We start from the raw sequence: 16,083 nt of genomic DNA, 5'->3' as shown, positions 1-16,083 counted from the left end.
TAGGGATCCGGCCGTTCCAAGCAGCCGGATCCCTTTCCATAGGGGGAATTAGAAAAAAGAGTTAATCTAATGGATTAACATAGAAAGTGTTAATCATAGTATATCCAGTACCCTGAAAAAAAATACACATACTACGACCTTTTTTTGAATTAAGCTTGTGTATTATATAAAGTATGCATAACATTCAGAATTTGGTCTTCGCTAAAGTCCTTGGCTGTTCTTAGAATGAGCTCCGCTTTTTTTGTTCCGATTTCTTCAATCAGTTTTTTTATGTCCTCGTCGATACCGGCAGCGTTCCCAGCTTGGGCATCCTTCAGGAATTCTGAAGCGGGAATGTCAAGAACGGTGGAAAGCCGTAGGATGGTTTGAGTATCAGGAACTGATACACCCGATTCATACTTTTCTAGCTTCTTCGTACCGATTCGTAATTTCAAAGCCAGTTCCTGTTGAGTGAGGTTATGATTCTCTCGGTATTGCCGGATATTCTTCGCGATATTTGACATAGTCAGACACTCCTTTTTCAGGAAATATATTTTCTTTATGTCATTATTTTACCATATTATTACTTAAGGTAAGTCACGGAATATGTAGGTTTTGTGAAAAAAATGCCGTATCGAGAAATATCGAAACGGCACGTAAGATGTTAAATGAGATTAGTGGACTTAAGGAATACGAGTATGATCATGATCGGCACGATGTAGCGAATCAGGAAATACCAAAGTTTAAAAAGTGATCGGCCGGAATCTGCGCCAGATTCGAACTCCTTTTGTACCTCGATCCTTTTCATTTGATAACCGATGAAAAGGGATATGAACAAGGCACCGACTGGCAGCGCGATATTGCTTGTCAGATAATCGGCGAAATCGAATATGGATAAATTGAAAATCTTCACATCCGAAAGCACTCCAAATGATAATGCGCTAGGAATCCCAATCAGGAAAACGGTGATACCAGCTATCCAAGAAGCCTTCTTCCGCTTTGCAGCATCACCCTTGATCATGGCTGCAACGGTGATTTCGAGAATGGAGAATGCCGTCGTAAGGGTGGCAAATAATAATAATATGAAGAAAATGAACATGAAGATCCCGCCAAGCGCCATTTCATTGAATACGGCAGGCAACACGACAAAAACCAGTCCAGGCCCGCTTGAAGGGCTGAAACCCAGTGCGAAAACAGCCGGGAAGATGACCAAACCTGCCAGCAAGGAAATGAAGATATTCAGTCCAACTACCGAAAAGGCCGATTTTGTAATATCTTCTTTTTTACTTAAATAGGATGCGTAGGTTACCATCACGGAAACACCGACACTTAGTGCAAAGAAGGATTGGCCAAGTGCCAATAGGATCGTTTCCCCTGTTAATGCGGAAAAGTCCGGCTTCAAGAAGAATTTAACACCTTCCATCGCTCCATCCAGAGTCAAGGAACGGATAAGAAGAATGATGAAAAGTATGAACAAGGAAGGCATCATATATTTATTAGCCTTTTCAATTCCCTTGGAAACGCCGCCTTGCACGACCCAAATGGTAAAGACCATGAATAATAACTGAGCGATAACCGTTTCATATTGATTACTGATTATCGTATTGAAGAAGTTACCATATTCTTCTTGCGTCAAGTTTGAGAGAGAACCTGTAAAGCTTCTTGCTAAATAGGAGATGATCCAGCCTCCAACAACACTGAAGAAGGAAAGAAGAATGATTGAAGCGACGACACCGCCATATCCAATCAACGCCCAAGGCTTTCCAGGGGCGATATGTTTATATGCGCTAATGGCATCTTTCTGGGCATTGCGGCCAATCGTGAATTCCGCTATTAATATAGGCGCACCGATAAGTACTGTAAATAAAACGAAGAGAAGGAAGAATACCCCTCCGCCATTTGCCCCAGTCATATATGGGAGCTTCCAGATGGCGCCCAATCCAATAGCGGATCCCGCGGCTGCCAGGATGAACCCAAGTTTTGAAGTCCATTGATCTTGTTTTGACATGATGGAAAAACTCCTTTAGATGTAAAGAATATCTAGCTGTATATTACTTTTTGTAAAACATTTTCTCATCTTACTATGATTATGGGGAATTGGATAGTTTTACACTATTGCACTCTTTAGAAAAATGAGTGAATATTTTAAGGGGAATAGAGGTTATTTGCAAATTTTTAGGATAAGTTATAAATAAAGAACTTATAATATTTATTATTTCCAAAAAACAAACATTTTTAATGAGTAAAATCCCAAAAAGTATGGTATACTTAACTTTGATTATTTTCCAACTATGTGATATAATTTTTTATTGCGTGAAAAGACGAAAAAATATATATAAAATAGGAGTGTTACCATGTCTGAAAAATTCGAAATTGGTGCGGTAGTTGCTGGTAAAGTAACTGGTATTCAACCATACGGTGCATTTGTTGCTCTAGATGATTCAACTCAAGGTTTAGTTCATATTTCTGAAATTACTCACGGATTCGTTAAAGATATCAACGAACATTTAAAAGTGGGCGATGAAGTGAAAGTTAAAGTGCTTTCCATCGATTCAGCTGCTGGAAAAATCGGCTTATCGATCCGCGCTACAGAAGAAGCTCCTGAGCGTACTGAAGCTCCGAAAAAAGCTCCGAAAAAACGCCAAGCTTCTGTTAAAGCGACATCTCACATCGAATCTACTGAAGGTTTCAACACATTGAAAGACAAACTTCAAGAGTGGATCGAACAATCTCAACGCGAAGACTTAATCAAAAAATAATTTTGGGAACCGGCAGATCCTTCGATCAGCCGGTTTTTTTTGTCCATTTCATGGACGGCAGTTGGGCATATGAATGAAATAAAGCCGGGTCATGTGTTTATCCATGGTCCGGCTTTATTATATAAAACATAAACAATGTCGATGACATCAACGAGTCGGTTTAGTTTCAGGCTCTCTGGAAATTTCAGGGCTTGGTTTAAAGAGAAGACCAAGATTAATGAGACCGGCAATTCCAACCAATCCATAAACGATACGGGCCATTCCAGCATCTTGCCCTCCGAAAATCGAAGCGACCAAGTCAAATTGGAAAAAACCTATTAATCCCCAGTTGATTGCCCCAATTATTGTAAGAACAAGTGCAGTTCTTTGTATTCCACTCATTGTACAGCCTCCTTTTTTGAAAAAATCAGTTCTTTACTTATCATGCTTTTTCATCACGTTAATATACATCCACTCAAAAGTTCCGGGCGGATATTTTGTATTTAAATGGAACATTGGTCATAATGAATAAAAGAAAAACTAGCACTTGGCTCTGTCGATAATTCAAAAACGGAGTCAATGTGGCATTAAAGGAGAGATACCATTGGAGAATTTCACATATAAAAATCCTACTAAAGTCATTTTCGGGAAAGGTCAGCTTGAAAGCCTAAAAACTGAAATTCCTGCGTATGGTGATAAAGTTTTACTTGTATATGGTGGAGGAAGCATAAAGAAAAATGGCTTATATGAAAAAGTGGTCAATACCTTGAAGGTGATCGATGCAGAAGTGCACGAACTTTCCGGAGTTGAACCGAATCCACGCATCTCGACAGTCCGAAAAGGTGTTGATCTTTGTAAAGAACACGGTATCGACTTTGTCCTTGCTGTTGGGGGAGGAAGCGTCATCGACGCTACAAAGGCCATCGTTGCGGGTGCTAAATATGAGGGGGATCCATGGGATCTTGTCATTAAGAAGGCACCAGTCGAAGAGGCGCTTCCATTCGGAACGGTGCTGACTTTAGCTGCAACCGGCTCTGAGGCGAATTCCGGATCTGTCATAACAAACTGGGAAACGAAAGAGAAATATGGATGGGGAAGTCCATTGGTATTTCCGCAATTCTCCATTTTGGATCCTGAAAATACTTTTTCAGTACCAAAAGACCAAACGGTATACGGAATGGTCGATATGATGTCACATGTGTTCGAAACTTATTTCCATCCGGAAACGCATGCGCCGCTTCAGGACCGTTTTTGTGAATCGCTGTTATCGACGGTGATTGAAACGGCACCTAAACTATTGGAAGACCTGGGGAATTATGAGCACCGGGCTACTATCCTGTATGCCGGAAACCTGGCCTTGAATGGGTCGCTTGGGGTCGGTTACAGCGGTGATTGGGCAACGCATAACATTGAACATGCCGTTTCAGCTGTTTATGACATCCCGCATGCAGGAGGATTGGCCATCTTATTCCCAAATTGGATGAAGCATGTGCTGCATGAAAATGTCGCACGCTTTAAACAAGTGGCAGTCCGTGTATTCCATGTAGATCCTGAAGGTAAGACAGATGAGGAAGCGGCCCTTGAAGGCATTGAAAGACTTAGGTCATTTTGGAGCAGCTTAGGGGCGCCGACCAATCTTTCGGATTATGGCATCGATGACTCACAATTGGAAGTCATGGCTGATAAAGCGATGAGCAGAGGGGAATTTGGAAGATTCAAAGTCCTGAACCGTGAAGATGTCCTTGCCATTTTACGGGCATCATTATAAACAAGTGATATGATCCTTTCTCCCGCCTTGTCAGGTGGGAGATTACTTTATATGCATAATTCATTATTTACTTGATCGATTTCTTGATTATGAGAATTACATCAGATAAAGTGAAAGGGAAACTAAGAATTCAAGGAGGAATTTGAATGGCCCATATTCGTTTTGATTATTCAAAAGCCCTGCCGTTTTTCGGGGAGCATGAAATTACCTATTTACAGGATGCTGTAAAAGTGGCACACCATTCTCTGCATGAGCAGACAGGGGCAGGCAATGAATATCTTGGCTGGCTTGATTTACCCGCCAATTATGATAAAGAAGAGTTCTCAAGAATCAAAAAAGCGGCCGCCAAAATAAAAGAAGATTCAGAAGTGCTGCTGGTTATCGGAATCGGTGGATCATATCTGGGAGCGCGGGCAGCAGTTGAGATGCTTCAACATAGTTTTTATAACATTTTACCTTCGGATAAAAGAAATGCACCGCAAATTTTATTTGTGGGTAATAATATAAGCTCTACATATATGCAGGACTTGATGGACCTATTGGAAAATAGGGATTTCTCGATTAATGTCATCTCTAAATCCGGTACGACCACGGAGCCTGCACTGGCTTTCAGGATTTTCCGGAAGCTGTTGGAACAAAAATACGGCGTTGAAGAAGCTAAGGGCCGCATTTATGCCACCACTGATAAAGAGAAGGGTGCATTAAAAACGGTAGCGACTGAGGAAGGCTTCCAAACTTTCGTCATTCCTGATGATGTTGGCGGACGTTACTCGGTCTTAACGGCTGTAGGGCTGCTTCCGATTGCGGTCAGCGGGGCGGATATCGATCAAATCATGGAGGGAGCCGAGCGCGCCAGGGTGGACTTCAGTTCTTCCGAGTTAGGCGAGAATCAGGCATACCAATATGCTGCGGTTCGGAATATCCTATACAATAAAGGGAAAACGATTGAAATGCTGATAAACTATGAGCCTGGACTTCAATATTTCTCTGAGTGGTGGAAACAATTATTTGGGGAAAGTGAAGGAAAGGATCAAAAAGGGATATTCCCTTCATCGGCTAACTTCTCGACTGACCTTCATTCATTGGGGCAGTATGTTCAGGAAGGACGGCGTGATCTTTTTGAAACAGTCATCAAAGTGGAAAAGGCCCGTCATGAAATCTTGATTGAAGAAGCGGCCAATGACTTGGATGGCCTGAATTACCTATCAGGCAAAACGGTGCAATTCGTGAATGATAAAGCATTTGAGGGTACGCTGTTAGCCCATACGGACGGTGGCGTTCCCAACCTGATCGTAACGGTTCCCCAGCTCGATGCTTATACTTTTGGCTACCTTGTATATTTCTTCGAGAAAGCTTGTGCAATGAGCGGATACTTACTGGGTGTAAATCCATTTGATCAGCCTGGAGTGGAAGCCTATAAGGTGAACATGTTTGCCCTTTTAGGAAAGCCGGGTTATGAAAAGAAAAAAGCGGAGCTCGAACAGCGCTTATAATAAAAAAGGCATCAAGCCGGAATAACATCCTGCTTGATGCCTTTTTTTGTTGAAAGCTAAGGCAGTGCCATCAAGGAAGCGACGAAGAGAGGGAAACTTCACAAAAGCATGGCTTGGAAGCCGGCCTTACGCCAATCGAGAGAACAATAGAGGCATTCCGGGTTTTTTTTAAGGCACTTTGGTTAAGCTAATAGAAAATTAGCGAAAGAGGTTTTATACAATGATTAAAATTTCTTCTCAGTTGGAAGGGAAAACGTTCGGTTTGTTCGATCTGGAGACGAAGTTAAAACCGGAAGGATATGTGATAGGCGGGGGATGGGATTATGACCACGGGTCTTTTGATTATAAGATTGATGACAGTGATGGCTACCAATTCTTGCGAGTCCCTTTCAAGGCTGTTGATGGTTCACTCGATAAGGATGGGGTAATGGTCGAACTATTACAACCGTTTTTGTTATCTCATAAGTATGAGGACGGGATGGATGATGAAGGAAATATCGGAAACCTCTCCGCTTCCTTCAATCAGTTTGCCGAGCCTGAAGATCCGGATGCCGAATTTCCAGAAAACTATATCTCATTAGGAAAAGCGCTTGTCCGTGATTTGGAAAAGCTTTTATTACATTAATCTTCAATGATTAGCAAGGTGTCATCACGATGTATGATTACATTTCCAGGGGGCTTGATTAATTTCTTGCCTCCTGAAATGATGCCGACCAATAAAATGTCTTGATCGAATAGCTTAACTTTCAACTGTTTAAACGTCAATTCAACCCAGTCATCCTGGATGGGCAGCTGCTTGATGTTCAATCCATCCCGTTCATTTTGCTCTTCGGCTTCCGCAAGGATCCCCTTCGATAAGCAATCCTGCATATATTCACTCGCAAATTTATTCGTTTCCACGATACCGTCCGCCCCTGCCCGTAAAGCATTTTCCTTTTGTTCCTGCGTTAATATTTCCACAAGACAATATACATGAGGATTCAGCCCTTTGACTGCCAGTAATGTTAATATCGAGAACATATCCGTTTGCAGCTCGTCTTGCTTAAGGTCAGCCGTGATCAGGACGCGTATGGCTTGTTTTACATTTGCCTTCTGCAAAACGGAATCCAATGTAGCCTTTCCTTGGATAAAGTGGATATTCGTTCTTGGAAGCGGGTGCTTTTGCAGCGTATCATCTATAAGGACAATGGGTTGATGATGTTTACGATCATGAATGTTTTCGATGATTCTCTGGGAACGGCCATTCCAGCCCACAATGATGATATGACCGCCGCCGACGAATACTTTCTTTCCTGATAGAAATTGCTGTTCATTGGAAATGGAAATCTTTGCAATGTACGCAAAATAAGAGGTAATCAGGCCGGCGCCCGACAAAATGAGGACAATTCCAATGACTTTTCCAAGACTTGTCACGGGAGTGAAATCTCCGTAACCCACCGTTGACATAGTCACGATTGCCCACCAGATGCCATCAAGTAACGTAGGGAATCTCTCCGGCTCCACAAAGTGTATCAAGACCCCGAATGAAAGTAAAAATAATGCGATGGTGGAAAGCAATCTGATGAAACGCGGAAATCTGGGAACGATGCTGGTGTATGGACCGATTCGAATCATGTTTTTCACATCCCTTAAGCTGTTCCTTTTAGTATGGTCAAAAAAGGCTTGGCTCATAAGGGTGCGGCCAGACAAACTTTGAATGATGAATATTGGAAAGTTTCGGGTAAATGATAAAAGCCTTCCGGATGATGTCGGAAGGCTTTTATGGTTGAGTCACGTATCCTGAACTGGACTTCATGCTCGATGATTGATTATATGCCCGTTTGCCTTTAGGTATTCCTTCATCTTTTTTTAGACCCTTCTCCGTACGTTAAAGTTATCGCTGATGAGCAGCCAGTTTTGAGGGAAGGCTAAGCCGAGCTTCCAATAACTCATTCCCCTTAGATTCAGTTCTTTGATTAAATCGAATTTTGCCTGAATGGATCTGGCATCTTCAAACCACACTTCATGCTGCCTATCCTCTACAGTATAGTTGAAGTGCGGGGCCTGGGCAGTTTCATCATACTCGATGGCCACATTATTGGCCGCCGCAATCTGGATAGCCTGCTGCGGACTCACGGCCCTGGCAGTGGATCCCTGTACAAAAGGCAGAGTCCAATCATAGCCATATAGATTCTGCCCCATCAGGATCTTGTTGGAGGGAATATCGGTGACGGCATATTCGAGAACTTCCCGAACAGGTCCGATAGGTGACACAGCCATTGCCGGTCCTCCGCTATATCCCCATTCATAAGTCATGATGATAACGAAGTCGACGATTTCACCATGTGCTTTATAGTCATGTGCCTCATACCAACGGCCTTTTTGCTCTGCACTTGTTTTAGGGGCAAGTGCCGTGGAAATGAACCATCCTTCTTTCTTGAATCGTTCCTTGGCTTTTCGGAGAAATTGATTATACGCTTCTTTATCGGCCGGCCTTAAAAACTCAAAGTCAAAGTGAATATCCCGGAATCCATATTTCTTTGCCGTTGTAACGATATTGTTCAGGAACTTATTTTGAACGGAAGTATTCGTTAAAATGATTCGCCCAAGCTCATCGCTGAATTGGTCATTTTCCTGATTCGTGATGACCATCATCAGGACATTTTTATTTTCTCTGGCGATGGCAGGGAAATCATTGAGCAAAGGCTCTTTTAAAGAGCCGTCACGAAGCGCCTGGAAGCTGAAAGGGGCTAAATAGGTTAAATAGGGCCCAGCTTCCCTGGCGGCCGTTTCAAGGGCCGGTGCAACCGATGTACCCCGCGGCTCGACATAACCGTTGAATTCGGCGGTCCTTTTCTTTCGTGCCGGAATATAGAGCCGGTATCCAACGGATAGGATTTGATTTTCGGAAATGCCATTTATTCTTGCCAATTCTTGAACAGGGACATCAACTCTTTGAGATATCGAATATAAACTATCACCCGGTTGAACGAAATAATAACTGCCGACGATTGGAATGACAAGGGCCTGCCCCGAAACAAGATTATTTGGGTTAGGGATCTTATTTGATTCGACGAGCCTGTCAACGGTTACGCTGTATGTCTGGGCGATGCCATATAACGTCTGGCCTGGCCTAACCACATGTATTTGCAATTCTTTTCCCTCCTACTGAAAGTTTCCTAACAGTTTATGAGCATAAAAAGAAATTCATGATAAAGAGCTTAGGATTAAGAGGATCGCAAACAAAAAAATTCAATAAATTGGCAATAATAATTTAAGCTTAAAATGCTAATTAATATTAGTAGGAGGTGAAAACACATGGCAAACAACAATAACAGCAATCAACTAGTAGTAGCTGGTGCAGAGCAAGCCCTACAACAAATGAAGAATGAAATCGCTAGTGAATTTGGTGTAAACCTAGGTGCTGACACTACTTCTCGCGCTAACGGATCTGTTGGTGGGGAAATCACAAAACGTTTGGTTCAAATGGCTGAACAACAATTAGGCGGTTCAAACTTTTCTCGTTAATTAATTGAATAAATATGGATTTGAAAGAGAAGGAGCATCGCTCCTTCTCTTTCGCATTGTTCAGGCATGTGACTGCCATGCCTTTAAAATCTTGATTGCCTTTTCAGGGAAATCGGTCATGATGACGTCGACTCCCAACTCTGCCAGCTTGACGATGTCGGCTTCATCATTGGCGACCCAAGGCCGGATTTTATATCCAAGTTTTTTCGCTTTTTCATTAACTTCCGGGGTCAGGCTGTTTTTATCCGGATGAAAACCCGCTTCTTTTTTATCACGTAAGATCTCTTCGTAGTTTTCAGGAACCCCCTCGAACAGTAATGCACGTTCAAGGTCTGGGGCAAGCATCTTCACTTTTTCAATGGATTGATGGTTGAAGGAAGAGAGGATCACCCGCTTTTCCATTTGATATTGACGAATTAGATCAATGATCTTCTGTTCGATTCCTTCGTAAGCGAGTTTATCCGTTTTGATTTCGATATTCATCCATAAAGCATTTCCCTTAGCCCAGTCGAAAACGTCGATTAAAAAAGGAATCCGCTCCCCAAGGAATTCCTTGGAAAACTTGCTCCCGGCATCAGCCGTTTTCAGCCTTTGTGCCGAATGCTCTTTTACATAACCAGTAAGGGTGGTCGTTCGATCAAGTGTTTCGTCATGAATGATGACCAATTCCCCATCAGAACTGAGATGGACATCGAACTCGATCCCGTCGGCCCCGATTTCTGCCGCCTTTTGAAATGCGGCCATGGTATTTTCAGGATGCGTCCCCTTGGATCCCCTATGGGCGAAAATAAGTATGTTTTGCAAAATCATCACATCCCCTTTAAACTTTATCTTGAACCCTATCATACATGTATCACTGAATTGTTTCAGCAATGTTTAATAGACAATATTTTAAACAACGAGTAAAATACATATGGTATTTCCATAAATAGGTGTTCGAAATATGAGGTGAATAAAATGAATATGTGGGAAATTTTTGTTGCGGTTATCCTTGGTCTTGTAGAAGGATTAACTGAATTTGCTCCTGTATCGTCTACTGGGCATATGATCATCGTTGATGATCTATGGCTGAAATCAACTGAGCTTTTCGGGAGTGAAGTGGCCAATGCTTTTAAGGTGGTCATCCAGCTTGGTTCGATACTCGCCGTTGTCGTGCTCTTCTGGGGACGGTTCATGGACTTGCTTGGTTTAAGGAAGCTGAAGGGCACATCCGTTGCGAGCGGCCCGAAGCTTAACCTATTGCAGATCTTTGTCGGATTGCTGCCGGCAGGCGTTTTAGGTCTATTATTCGAAGATTACATTGACGAACATTTATTTACGATGAAGACGGTTATCGTCGGATTGTTCCTTGGTGCGTTTTTGATGATTGCTGCGGATAAATTTCGTCCAAAGCTGACAGCAGAAACGGTTGACCAAATCACTTATAAACAAGCTTTTGGTGTAGGGTTAATTCAATGTTTGTCACTGTGGCCGGGATTCTCGCGTTCAGGTTCAACCATTTCCGGAGGAGTTCTTTTAGGAATGAGCTATCGCGCTGCTTCCGATTTCACGTTCATCATGGCAGTGCCGATCATGGCTGGTGCCAGTCTGTTGAAAATCGTGAAATACTGGGAATTCTTCACGCCTGAAGTTCTGCCATTCTTTATTGCAGGTTTCATCAGTGCATTTATCTTTGCGTTATTCTGTATCCGCTTTTTCTTGATTTTAATCAATAAAGTGAAATTGACTCCTTTTGCCATTTACCGGATCGTCTTGGCGGTTGTGCTTCTATTCATTATTTGGTAAAACGAAATGAAGCGTGAAATAGGAGAGGAGCCACCCCGTTGATTCGGGGTGGCTTTTTTTTTGGCTGAAAAAAAGCCGGAATCCTAGAAAAATAATTACGAATGTTAATTTATTTTTGGTGTTTTTAATTCGTGATTATCGAGTTAATTGTCGATAATTCTTTTGATAATAAAAAAATATTCGGTTTTTGGTGCGGTTTCAAATATAATTAGTAAAAAAAATATAAAAGTAAAAAAGCTCCCTGAGCGTAGTGATACCAACGTGTTTTAGTATTTTTTGTAATATTCAAATGATTGCATAAACTATTCTCATATAATTTATATGATATAATTTTAGTATAAATAAAGTACATGTGTACACCTGGGGAGGACATCATGAGAAATGACCAATTGAAGAAAACGATTGGCTTTTGGGTTGGAACATCAATTGTAGTTGGTACAGTTATCGGTTCTGGTATTTTCATGAGACCTGGTGACGTGCTTGAGTTAAGCGGTAATTCAACCATGGCCTTATTAGCTTGGCTGATAGGCGGCTTGATCACCCTTGCAAGCGGGTTGACGATTGCGGAAGTGAGTACACGGATCCCTAAAACGGGAGGCTTATATGTTTATATGGAAGAAGTGTACGGAAAAGCATGGGGATTCCTATGCGGCTGGGTTCAGACATTAGTATATGGACCTGCAGTCATGGGCGCACTTAGTTTATACTTCGGGTTATTAGTCGCCGGAATATTTAATATCGCTTCTGGCTACACTTTGGCGATAGGGATTTTTACGATCGTATTTATTGCGGGCATGAATCTTCTGGGGACAAAATACGGCGGTATCATACAAACTTTATCGACCGTTGCTAAACTGATCCCCATCATTTTCATAGCGGTGTTCGGTATCGCACAAGGTGATATGCCTGTATTCAATATCGATAGTGAAAGTTCAATGAAAATCAGTATGGCAGGTGCGATTTTGGCTACGCTCTGGGCGTATGATGGCTGGATGAATGTCGGCTTCATGGCTGGGGAAATGAAAAACCCGCAGAAAACATTGCCGCGTGCAATCATAACGGGATTAGTCGTGGTCATGGTCGCTTACTTGGCTGTGAACCTTGCCATGCTTCATGTATTGGGGGCGGAGGGAGTCATAGCTCATGGTACGAATGCAGCGAATGTTGCGGCAACGCTTCTATTTGGTGAATTGGGCGGGAAATTGATATCAATCGGAATAGCGATTTCAATCTTCGGTTGCTTGAACGGAAAGCTTTTGACCTTTCCGCGCATTACCTTGGCGATGGCGACTGATAAAATGATGCCAGGCCATAAACAAATCGGGAAAATATCGCCTAAGTTTAAAACGCCAATAAATGCTACGGTATTGCAAGTGATCATTGCAATTATCATGATGGTTGCAACAGACCCTGACAAACTTACCAATATGGCTGTATTCTCTGTCTTCTGTTTTTATGGATTAGCATTCTTCGCGGTCTTCATCTTACGCAAAAAAGATCCGGATGCGAAAACTTATAAAGTGCCGTTTTACCCATTCATCCCCATCGTGGCGATTGCTGGAGCAATATACATTGTTGTAAGCACCTTAATCGCTACACCTTTAAATGCCTTGTACTCGGTGATCATCCTCATCATAGGTATGCCAGTGTACTGGCTCCTTAAAAAAAGTGAACGGGATGATGAACGTTCATATTAATGAAAAACCCTTCACTGCATGCAGTGAAGGGTTTTTTGTGGATTTCTGGTATAAAACTTTCCCTATGGACAAAAGTGGCGAAATAGACAACTCGGGAAGTTCGTATTAACATAGGGGGAAAGTTAAATAGTGAAGGGTCTGAACAAAAGTGAATTATATCGAGCCTGCTGGTAAATCATTCAGGAAAACAATCTTGGCTTTATTTCTTGGTAGCTTTGTAACGTTTGCGGATCTGTATAGTACCCAACCGGTCATTCCGGTTTTCGCAAAGCAATTCGGAGTCTCTCCTGCAATGGCAAGTCTTACATTATCATTCGCAACAGGAACGCTTGCCATCTGTTTATTGCTTGTTTCCTTTTTCTCAGAAAATATCGATAGGAAAAAAATAATGGGGACGGCCCTCACTCTGTCTGCATTGTTATCCATATGCGTGAGTTTCATCCAGGATGACCTATACATCCTTATTGCAATACGGGCGATTCAAGGAGCGGTGCTTGCGGGTTTCCCGGCAATTGCGATGGCCTATATCAATGAAGAGTTCCATCCGAAAAGCCTGGGCTATGTGATGGGGATCTATGTGAGTGGTTCGAGTATCGGCGGATTGGCAGGCAGGCTGATTGTCGGGGTGCTGACCGACCATTTCTCATGGAACATAGCGATTGGAAGCCTTGGGGCTTTAAGTTTGATCATCAGTCTGGCTTTTTGGTGGATGCTTCCTCCTTCGCAGCATGCCATCCGTGTAGGGGCCACATTTTCGAGAATCAAAACATCCCTTATCAATAACTTAAGGAATGGCAGGCTAGTACTCTTATTCGGCATGGCCTTCCTATTAATGGGCTCGTTCGTTACCGTCTATAACTTTGTCGGCATACCTTTAATGGGACCGCCATATCATTTATCACAAACATTGATAGGCTTCATTTTCATCATCTATCTTGTGGGGACATTCAGTTCAACATGGATGGGGAAGCTTGCCGATCAATATGGTCGGAGGCATGTACTTCTTATCGGAATCGCTATCATGCTGATGGGCGCCCTTTTAACCTTATTGGATCCGCTTTTGCTTAAAATAATGGGGCTTGCACTGTTTACATTTGGTTTTTTTGGAGCTCATTCAATTGCGAGCAGCTGGGTCGGAAGATTGGCTGATAAGAGTGAAAAGGCACAAGCATCGGCTTTATATCTCCTGTTTTACTATGCGGGATCAAGTGTAGTGGGGGCATCAGGCGGTTTATTCCTGATGAAGTTCGGCTGGGGAGGGGTCATCTCGGCTGTATCCATTCTGATCATCCTGGCCGCCGTTTGTGCGATGATGGCTGGAAAGGTGAAAACCGTTTAAATAAAATGATCTTTTCTATCATGTTTTTCCGGAATCCTGAATATAATCTAGTGAAAATGGATATTGAATAATAGATTGATAAGAGAAGAGGGTAATAGATAGAGTGAAACGAAAAGCAGTAATTCTCATTGGGTTAATAGCCGTTTTAATTATATTATTCGTTGTATACTTAACAAGTCCGGGCAGATTGAAAAAGGTGGAGATTGTTGAAAAATACTATCCTCATTTCTCCGATGGCAAGGCAATCGGTTTTAAGACGAACGAAGTCATTGATGTGACGGAAACCGAAGAGGGATCCAATTGCGCAATGAAATTCAACAATGGGGAAACGTTGGAAATTGATTGTGACCGTTATTTAACATACAAAATTGATGAAACAGTCTATATTACTACTGAAGGGAACCATGTGAAGGAAATCCGGAGAAAAAGGTAGAGGCAATCAATATTTAATGACGGAAGAGCTGGATTTGCTTAATAAAGCAACTCAGCTCTTTATTTTTATCCACTCAAAAACCCAGACCTTTTTGGACTGGGCTTTTTCATTTTTTATCTTTGGTTTTGCTTTTATCCTTTTTATTACGCCGAAGTACATCCAAGATTCTGCGGCTGTTATTTTTACTGTTTATGAGTTCGACTAAATCGCTCATGTTTTCAGATTCAAAGTCTTGTTGATCTTTTTTCATGATAATCCCTCCAAGTCATATATCATAATACCCTTATGTAGAAAAGGGTAAACGTCTATTATCATATTGGTAATAGAAGGATTTTATATCATTAACCATTCATTATTTGATAAAATGTGATAAAAGCCCTGTATGGGAGGTCCATATGGAAGAATTAAGAATGATCGGTGAAAAAATTGAAAAATTTAAATATATCTTAGTGGAGCATATCGAGTTGTTTGAAGAAGAGGAACCGCTCTATGATTTTGAAACGAGTAAAGAGGTACGGTCAAAGCTAATTCAAATACATGCAGATGCCTTGATTCATGGAAAGGCACAAGCGATGGAAAGTATGAAAATAACGGGTATGGAAATAGGTAAGCGCATTGTGGATATGGGCATTCCTTTGGATAAGAATATTGAGGAAGCTCAGCTGATACGTAATCTTTTCTGGAGTTTCATTGAAGAAGAGGTAAGCAATCGCTATTACTCCATTGAAATTTTGCTAAAGGCAAGCTCGATAATAGATGCAATCCTGGACCAATTCATACACTGTGTGAGTATCAGTTACGTGAACCATTATAAAGAAATGGCGAAAATGGCAAACGATTCTTTGCGGAAGATAAAAGAAAATCAAGAAGTCATGGAAGAACTGTCCACCCCGATTGTTCAGACTGTATTAAAGGATGTGCTGCTCTTGCCATTGATCGGACGCATTGACGATTGGAGAATGGAGTCGATGCAATCGACTGTACTGCAAAAATGTGCAGATTTGCATGCGGAAGTATTGATCATGGATTTCTCGGGAATTACCTTTACGAAGGAAAACAATATGCTCTCCCTGCTGGATCAATTAGTGGGGGCACTGGCGTTGATGGGTACGGAAACGATTTTTGTCGGCTTTACCCCTGATGTCGTGAAAGAAATCGTCAAACTTGATTTTGCAAATCGGGTAAAAGCCTTTCTAACGTTCAGACAGGCTCTGGAATATCTGTTTAAACAAAGGGGACTGGCTGTTCAGCCAGAATGATGGAGGTATCCTTTTTCAGGGTATCTTTTTTTTATTTCAGGCTAACATTCCTGCAGCATTCATATTTTATCGCCCATCTCCATTT

Annotated in this window: 17 protein-coding genes; 10 read left to right on the top strand and 7 right to left on the bottom strand. The window is 41.9% G+C overall.

Annotated features, from left to right (window positions below; genetic code table 11):
* Positions 1 to 149: 149 nt before the first annotated feature.
* Positions 150 to 503, bottom strand: coding sequence for a helix-turn-helix domain-containing protein (locus BW986_RS11795; RefSeq protein WP_076368108.1), 354 nt, complete (start codon positions 501 to 503; stop codon positions 150 to 152).
* Positions 504 to 643: 140 nt separating this feature from the next.
* On the bottom strand, positions 644 to 1,987 hold the full coding sequence (locus tag BW986_RS11790) for a sodium-dependent transporter (protein ID WP_076368107.1): 1,344 nt from the start codon (positions 1,985 to 1,987) through the stop codon (positions 644 to 646).
* A gap of 346 nt (positions 1,988 to 2,333) precedes the next feature.
* Between BW986_RS11790 and yugI the strand changes: the two genes are divergently transcribed.
* Positions 2,334 to 2,738, top strand: coding sequence for a S1 domain-containing post-transcriptional regulator GSP13 (yugI, locus tag BW986_RS11785; protein ID WP_063234086.1), 405 nt, complete (start codon positions 2,334 to 2,336; stop codon positions 2,736 to 2,738).
* Positions 2,739 to 2,885: 147 nt separating this feature from the next.
* Here yugI and BW986_RS11780 read toward each other — a convergent pair whose 3' ends face one another.
* The gene (locus tag BW986_RS11780; protein ID WP_076368106.1) at positions 2,886 to 3,119 is read right to left on the bottom strand and encodes a DUF378 domain-containing protein; all 234 of its coding nucleotides are present in this window, start codon (positions 3,117 to 3,119) and stop codon (positions 2,886 to 2,888) included.
* Between the two features lie 202 nt (positions 3,120 to 3,321).
* Between BW986_RS11780 and BW986_RS11775 the strand changes: the two genes are divergently transcribed.
* The 3 genes from BW986_RS11775 (at position 3,322) to BW986_RS11765 (ending at position 6,603) form a co-directional block, all read left to right on the top strand.
* Positions 3,322 to 4,485: an iron-containing alcohol dehydrogenase gene (locus BW986_RS11775; RefSeq protein ID WP_076368105.1), complete on the top strand. Its 1,164-nt coding sequence runs from the start codon at positions 3,322 to 3,324 to the stop codon at positions 4,483 to 4,485.
* Positions 4,486 to 4,631: 146 nt separating this feature from the next.
* Positions 4,632 to 5,978: a glucose-6-phosphate isomerase gene (locus BW986_RS11770; RefSeq protein WP_076368104.1), complete on the top strand. Its 1,347-nt coding sequence runs from the start codon at positions 4,632 to 4,634 to the stop codon at positions 5,976 to 5,978.
* Positions 5,979 to 6,198: 220 nt separating this feature from the next.
* Positions 6,199 to 6,603 (top strand): YugN-like family protein, encoded by a 405-nt coding sequence (locus BW986_RS11765; RefSeq protein ID WP_076368103.1) that lies wholly within the window; start codon positions 6,199 to 6,201, stop codon positions 6,601 to 6,603.
* On the opposite strand, the gene BW986_RS11760 is transcribed toward BW986_RS11765, so the two are convergent.
* Positions 6,600 to 7,592 carry a potassium channel family protein gene (locus tag BW986_RS11760; RefSeq protein ID WP_076368102.1) on the bottom strand — a complete coding sequence of 331 codons (993 nt, stop codon included), beginning with the start codon at positions 7,590 to 7,592 and terminating at the stop codon, positions 6,600 to 6,602. The two genes, BW986_RS11765 and BW986_RS11760, sit on opposite strands and share 4 nt — an antisense overlap.
* Before the next feature lie 234 nt (positions 7,593 to 7,826).
* Positions 7,827 to 9,110, bottom strand: coding sequence for a glycoside hydrolase family 18 protein (locus tag BW986_RS11755; RefSeq protein ID WP_076368101.1), 1,284 nt, complete (start codon positions 9,108 to 9,110; stop codon positions 7,827 to 7,829).
* Between the two features lie 165 nt (positions 9,111 to 9,275).
* On the opposite strand from BW986_RS11755, the gene BW986_RS11750 reads away from it, so the two are divergent.
* Positions 9,276 to 9,485, top strand: a complete 210-nt coding sequence (locus tag BW986_RS11750) for an alpha/beta-type small acid-soluble spore protein (protein WP_076368100.1) — start codon at positions 9,276 to 9,278, stop codon at positions 9,483 to 9,485.
* Between the two features lie 60 nt (positions 9,486 to 9,545).
* On the opposite strand, the gene BW986_RS11745 is transcribed toward BW986_RS11750, so the two are convergent.
* Complete coding sequence (locus BW986_RS11745) at positions 9,546 to 10,289, bottom strand: glycerophosphodiester phosphodiesterase (RefSeq protein WP_179086063.1); 744 nt, start codon at positions 10,287 to 10,289, stop codon at positions 9,546 to 9,548.
* A 153-nt stretch (positions 10,290 to 10,442) separates the two neighbouring features.
* On the opposite strand from BW986_RS11745, the gene BW986_RS11740 reads away from it, so the two are divergent.
* From BW986_RS11740 to BW986_RS11725, 4 genes are all read left to right on the top strand, one after another.
* Entirely contained in the window at positions 10,443 to 11,270 is an 828-nt protein-coding gene (locus BW986_RS11740) for an undecaprenyl-diphosphate phosphatase (RefSeq protein WP_283916143.1), read from the top strand.
* Between the two features lie 374 nt (positions 11,271 to 11,644).
* Positions 11,645 to 12,967, top strand: a complete 1,323-nt coding sequence (locus tag BW986_RS11735) for an APC family permease (RefSeq protein WP_076368098.1) — start codon at positions 11,645 to 11,647, stop codon at positions 12,965 to 12,967.
* 148 nt (positions 12,968 to 13,115) lie between these two features.
* Positions 13,116 to 14,306 carry an MFS transporter gene (locus BW986_RS11730; RefSeq protein WP_076368097.1) on the top strand — a complete coding sequence of 397 codons (1,191 nt, stop codon included), beginning with the start codon at positions 13,116 to 13,118 and terminating at the stop codon, positions 14,304 to 14,306.
* A 103-nt stretch (positions 14,307 to 14,409) separates the two neighbouring features.
* Entirely contained in the window at positions 14,410 to 14,739 is a 330-nt protein-coding gene (locus BW986_RS11725; protein WP_081395592.1) for a hypothetical protein, read from the top strand.
* A 106-nt stretch (positions 14,740 to 14,845) separates the two neighbouring features.
* Here the strand turns inward: BW986_RS11725 and BW986_RS30210 are convergent, their stop codons facing one another.
* Positions 14,846 to 14,989, bottom strand: coding sequence for a hypothetical protein (locus tag BW986_RS30210; RefSeq protein ID WP_179086062.1), 144 nt, complete (start codon positions 14,987 to 14,989; stop codon positions 14,846 to 14,848).
* Between the two features lie 145 nt (positions 14,990 to 15,134).
* Between BW986_RS30210 and BW986_RS11720 the strand changes: the two genes are divergently transcribed.
* Positions 15,135 to 15,998, top strand: coding sequence for an STAS domain-containing protein (locus tag BW986_RS11720; RefSeq protein WP_076368095.1), 864 nt, complete (start codon positions 15,135 to 15,137; stop codon positions 15,996 to 15,998).
* Positions 15,999 to 16,083: the final 85 nt, after the last annotated feature.

The sequence above is a fragment of the Peribacillus simplex genome, from assembly GCF_900156045.1.
GTDB lineage: Bacteria > Bacillota > Bacilli > Bacillales > DSM-1321 > Peribacillus > Peribacillus simplex_D.
The sequence above is the reverse complement of the archived record's forward strand: the minus strand, read 5'-3'. Positions and strand labels throughout refer to the sequence as shown.